3 protein-coding genes are annotated in these 2,566 nt (G+C 69.8%); all 3 read left to right on the top strand.

Features of this window, described 5'->3' with window-relative positions:
* On the top strand, nucleotides 1-1,230 hold a 1,230-nt coding region (locus FV222_RS29985; protein WP_187277433.1), incomplete at its 5' end, for a hypothetical protein.
* A 37-nt stretch (nucleotides 1,231-1,267) separates the two neighbouring features.
* Nucleotides 1,268-2,305: an HD domain-containing phosphohydrolase gene (locus FV222_RS22755; RefSeq protein WP_147815707.1), complete on the top strand. Its 1,038-nt coding sequence runs from the start codon at nucleotides 1,268-1,270 to the stop codon at nucleotides 2,303-2,305.
* Nucleotides 2,306-2,384: 79 nt separating this feature from the next.
* On the top strand, nucleotides 2,385-2,566 hold a 182-nt coding region (locus tag FV222_RS22750), incomplete at its 3' end, for a hypothetical protein (protein ID WP_147815706.1).

Here is a 2,566-nt window from a genome sequence, read left to right as displayed (position 1 = left end):
TCCCAGCTGCAGGCGGCCGCCGACGCCGGGGCGCTGGCCGGCGGCAACGCCCTCAAGCTCGCCCTGTCGAACACCGCCGCGGTGACCGGCATCACCGAGCAGACGGTCCGGTCCGAGGCGAAGTCGCCGTCCGACCGGCCTTTGACCGTCGCGGTCACCGTCGCGCCCGACAAGACCAACGTCACGGTGGCCGCCTCCGAGACCTACAAGCTGTCCTTCGGCAGCTTCGTCGGCCTGCCAGCCGCCAAGCTCGCGGTGAAGGCGCAGGCGAGCGTCGTCGGCCGGATGCGCCTATGCATGCTGGCGCTCGACTCCTACGCGGCCGGCGCGTTCAACCTGCAGAAGAGCGCGCAGGTCACCGCCACCGATTGCGCCCTCTACTCGAATTCCGCCTCGGGAACGGGAATGGTGGGCCAAGCGAACGCGATGGCCAAGGCGCAGACGATCTGCTCGGCCGGCGGCTATCTCGGGGTACGCGCGAACTTCAGCCCGACGCCGCAGACCGGATGCCCGGTGATCGAGGACCCGCTGAAGGACCGCGCCGCGCCGCCGATCGAGCCCTGCATGACGCTGCCGTTTCCGCTGAACCTGCTCAACGTCCTCGCCATGAAGACGATCAAGCAGAATATGATGCTTGAGCCCGGCACCTACTGCGCCGGCCTGCACATCACCGACGACGCCGTCGTCACGCTGAAGCCGGGCATCTACGTGATGAAGGACGGCCCGCTCATCGTCGACAAGAAGGCGACGCTGATCGGCGAGGACGTGGCGTTCTACTTCACCGGCAGCAACGGCGGCCTGGTCTTCGACAAGAAGACCACCATCAGCCTCAAGGCGCCGGTCACCGGCGTCATGGCCGGCCTGCTGATGTCCGAAGACCGGGGCGTCCTGCTTCCCATCGACCCGACGGCCCTCGTCGACACGCTGCTCGGCGACCTCATCAGCCCGACGCCGCCGCCGCTCGCGATTACGAAGCCGGTGCGGACCTACCGCATCATCAGCGACAACGCCCGCACCATGCTCGGCACGATCTACCTGCCGGCCGGACGCCTCGTCATCGATTCGTCGAAGCCGGTGGCCGACCAGTCGGCCTACACCGTGATCGTGGCCCAGCAGATCAACCTCTACGAGGGCCCGAACCTCGTCCTCAACGCGAACTACGCCGGAACGAGCGTGCCGGTGCCGAAAGGCGTCGGCCCGATCTCCGGCCGGCTGCTGCTGACGCAATGACGGCCCGTCGCCTTCATCGCAAACGGGAGGGAGCGCCATGCTCGCCTTGATCCTCGACGACGCGGAACTGAACAACCTGCTCGTCGTGCAGGCGCTCAAGCCCGTGCCCGATTGCGAGCCGGTGGAGTTCACCTGCCCGCTGGCGGCGCTCGCGTTCCTGCGCGCCAACGTCGCGCAGATCGGGATCGCCATCACCGACTACGACATGCCGGGGATGACCGGGATCGAGTTCATCGCGGCCGCGCGCGGCGTCGAGGGCTTCGCGCACGTGCCGGTCGTCATGGTGACGAGCATGGACCAGCGCGCGATCCGCCGGCAGGCGCTCGATGCGGGCGCCACCGACTTCCTCGGCAAGCCGTTCGACCCGGCCGAGATCCGGGCGCGCGTCACCAACCTGATGAAGATCAGCCACGCCCACCGCCAGGAGCAGGACCGCGCGGCGTGGCTCGCCCGCGAGGTCGCCGCCGCGGTGTCGGTGATCGAGGCCCGGGAGCGCGAGATCATCGACCTCCTGATGCGCGCGGCCGAGCACCGCGACACCGACACCGGCAACCACATCGCGCGGGTCTCGACCTATGTCGGCATCATCGCGCGAAACCTCGGGTTCGACGACGATCATTGCCGCCTCCTGAGCCTCGCCTCGACCATGCACGACGTCGGCAAGATCGGCGTGCCCGACGCGATCCTGCTCAAGCGCGGCGCGCTCTCGGTCGAGGAGCGCGGCGAGATGGAGAAGCACGCCGAGCGCGGCCGCCGCATCCTCGAGGGCAGCACCTCGAACGTGGTGAAACTGGCCGCCGAGATCGCCGCCAGCCACCACGAGCGCTGGGACGGGACCGGCTACCCGGCGGGGCTCGCGGGCGAGGCGATCCCGCTCTCGGGCCGCATCGTCGCCGTGGCCGACGTGTTCGACGCGCTGGTCTCCGAGCGCCCGTACAAGGCGGCGTGGCCGCTGGAGAAGGCGCGGGCGCTCCTGTCCGAGAACGCGGGCTCTCATTTCGACCCGGCCTGCGTCGCGGCGTTCCTGGCCGGCTGGGGCGAGGTCGAACGGCAGTGCCAGCTTTTGGCGGCGTGATTGGCGGCAAGATCGACGGCAAGATCGGCGGCGTCCGGTGAGGGCGGCGGACGACACGGTCGGAAGGGTACGGGGCGCGATGCGTTGGAAGGCACTCGATCCAAGGCGGTCCCTCGCGGGCCGGGTCGCCTGGGCGGTGATCGGCGCGGTCGCGGTGGCGCTGCTGGTCGCGACGACGCTCTCGGTCTGGCGCGAGGTCGACCGCTACGCCGCCGACAAGGGCGAGGCGCTGCGCACGGTGGCGCGCGTGCTGGCCCATAG

It is taken from the genome of Methylobacterium sp. WL103 (genome assembly GCF_008039885.1).
In the GTDB taxonomy this organism is placed as follows: Bacteria; Pseudomonadota; Alphaproteobacteria; order Rhizobiales; family Beijerinckiaceae; genus Methylobacterium; species Methylobacterium cerastii.
The sequence above is the reverse complement of the archived record's forward strand: the minus strand, read 5'-3'. Positions and strand labels throughout refer to the sequence as shown.

What these genes read in the sequence shown, in the direction of transcription:
- FV222_RS22755 (WP_147815707.1), top strand. Translation starts at nt 1,268, where the DNA reads ATGCTCGCCTTGATCCTCGACGACGCGGAACTGAACAACCTGCTCGTC.